The sequence below is a fragment of the Moorena sp. SIO4A1 genome, assembly GCF_010672065.1.
Taxonomy (GTDB): Bacteria; Cyanobacteriota; Cyanobacteriia; order Cyanobacteriales; family Coleofasciculaceae; genus Moorena.
This window is the reverse complement of the sequence record NZ_JAAHHX010000434.1, coordinates 1-1,888: the sequence shown is the minus strand read 5'-3', so window position 1 is coordinate 1,888 and position 1,888 is coordinate 1. Positions and strand designations below refer to the sequence as shown.

The window sequence follows — 1,888 nt, the reverse complement described above, 5'->3', positions numbered from 1 at the left end:
TATTCCCCTTCATGTACTCACCATTAATCATCACGGCTAATAGGGCGATATTGATTCAACCAACGAACTTGCCCTAAGCAATCTTCTGATTGAGTCTCTAAAAGAAAACGCTCGAGTGCCTTAATCAGGTCGGATAAGTTCCATCTGCTTTGAGCCGCCAGAATAATGCCATGATGTTCTGGGTATTGTATGGCTAAAGCGGAGAAATCTTTGATGTTGAATGTAAAAATACATCGCCCTTGAGCCGTTGCCTTCAAAAGTTGGGTTTCATCACTTGCATCTTTGGCTATCCATTCATTGGGAGTCCGAGTAACATCATGACCACGAACGGTTAGGGCTGATTGTAAGGCTTTGATGGACGTGTCCGCATCTTTGGTGTTGCCGAAGTTTAGACATTGGCTACTTCGCTCTCTTGTTCAGCTACAATCGCGCTGTCAATTTCGGTTTGATGTGCGCTGTAAAACCCTAGTGCGTCGTTAATTTGAGTTTCAGTTAACCCATATTCCTCGGCCAGCTGCTTGGCAGACATTCCCCATTGGTGGGTGGCGATCGCAATTGTCTGGACTCGAATCCCTGTCCCACGAATGACTGAGACGGGGTGACCACTGGCTCCTTGACGATAAGTGATGTGGGGAAAGCTTGGGTCATGGAATTGATGCTTGAGAACAGCAACTTTTTCAGCCACTGCCCATAAAATAAAGTCGTCGAGGGAAATGCCTTGACGCAAAGCACATTGTTCTACTTCTTCTTGAAGTTGAAGCGGCAAGTTAAGGGAGTAGGATGCCATTTTTAAGGTAAGGTCTGCATTGTCGGTTAATTTACCTTCTGATCCTAACGGATGCTCTTAGTATAACACGATCGCACAGGATTAGTCGTAATACATAAATTACCAAAGACATTAGACACTCTATGCTTGAGAATGTTAGGCAGAGGCAGGGTCCAACAACAGGCCATTGATGAATTAGAAGCACTGCCAGAAACAAATCAATTTCGGTAAAATACGTTATTGTTGTTATCTTCTGAGCGTAGTAACTTAGAAGTAAGTACAGAATTATAAGAGCAAGACAGAGAGAAAATTGATGCGCTTATCACCACTTTTATTAGAAAAATTAGAAGCTGCTACTCAGTCAGGCATACAACAGGGTATACAACAAGGTATGCAGCAGGGTCTGAGGATGGAGCGCACTGCGATTATCGAAAACTTGTTGAGAGTGAGGTTTAATTCTCTTGATGACCAACTGAGAGGTATTATTGAACCAATGCTGTCCTTATCTAATCAATAATTTTCCGCTTTAATATTACAGTTATCTCAGCTATACCGTGAGGAATTATTAGCAAGATTCAGTGATTAATTCAAAGTTCAAAATTAAAAATTAAAAATGAATGAAGCCCAGTAAGGGATGGTGCGTTCGGTGATATTCTGTCAATAAATGTCTTGATAGATCTTGTGTTATCGAACCCACCCTACAAGAGCGTACGCAGTACCAGACGACTTGATCGCGCTGCAAGCCAAAGTTCAAGACATGGTAACCAGCATAGTGTTAGAATTATTCCATTATGCCAACAATTTTACGGATCGGTCCAAATCGTTTCTACTTTTACAGTCATGAACCGAATGAACCACCGTACATCCATATTGACCGTGATGCTTCATCTGCTAAATTCTGGCTGGAACCAGTCAGTCTAGCTAGCAATGTTGGTTTCAGTGCTAAGGAACTTCGGAAATTGCAAGGGATAGTCCAGGAAAATCAGAAAAATCTATTAGAGGCTTGGTATGGGTATTTTGGCAATTCGAGCGGATGAGAGAGTTAAGAATGTCTACTTTACTGAAGAAACCATTAGTGTTGATTTAATGGATGGGCGGAAAATTACCGTACCTCTAGTTTGG

The 1,888-nt window shown here is 42.0% G+C and carries 4 protein-coding genes; 2 read left to right on the top strand and 2 right to left on the bottom strand.

Annotation, left to right across the window (positions count from 1 at the left end):
- Window positions 1–23: 23 nt before the first annotated feature.
- The gene (locus F6K53_RS39135; protein WP_071986962.1) at window positions 24–356 is read right to left on the bottom strand and encodes a DUF5615 family PIN-like protein; all 333 of its coding nucleotides are present in this window, start codon (window positions 354–356) and stop codon (window positions 24–26) included.
- A gap of 32 nt (window positions 357–388) precedes the next feature.
- The gene (locus F6K53_RS39130) at window positions 389–787 is read right to left on the bottom strand and encodes a DUF433 domain-containing protein (RefSeq protein ID WP_075896551.1); all 399 of its coding nucleotides are present in this window, start codon (window positions 785–787) and stop codon (window positions 389–391) included.
- Between the two features lie 292 nt (window positions 788–1,079).
- On the opposite strand from F6K53_RS39130, the gene F6K53_RS39125 reads away from it, so the two are divergent.
- Both F6K53_RS39125 and F6K53_RS39120 read left to right on the top strand, forming a co-directional pair.
- Window positions 1,080–1,283 carry a hypothetical protein gene (locus tag F6K53_RS39125; protein WP_143727456.1) on the top strand — a complete coding sequence of 68 codons (204 nt, stop codon included), beginning with the start codon at window positions 1,080–1,082 and terminating at the stop codon, window positions 1,281–1,283.
- Between the two features lie 274 nt (window positions 1,284–1,557).
- Window positions 1,558–1,803, top strand: coding sequence for a DUF4160 domain-containing protein (locus tag F6K53_RS39120; protein ID WP_075896549.1), 246 nt, complete (start codon window positions 1,558–1,560; stop codon window positions 1,801–1,803).
- The last annotated feature ends 85 nt before the right edge of the window (window positions 1,804–1,888 follow it).

Bases quoted from the DNA above. Each gene is read 5' to 3' on its own strand.
- F6K53_RS39130 (WP_075896551.1), bottom strand. From the start codon at position 787: ATGGCATCCTACTCCCTTAACTTGCCGCTTCAACTTCAAGAAGAAGTA.
- F6K53_RS39125 (WP_143727456.1), top strand. From the start codon at position 1,080: ATGCGCTTATCACCACTTTTATTAGAAAAATTAGAAGCTGCTACTCAG.
- F6K53_RS39120 (WP_075896549.1), top strand. From the start codon at position 1,558: ATGCCAACAATTTTACGGATCGGTCCAAATCGTTTCTACTTTTACAGT.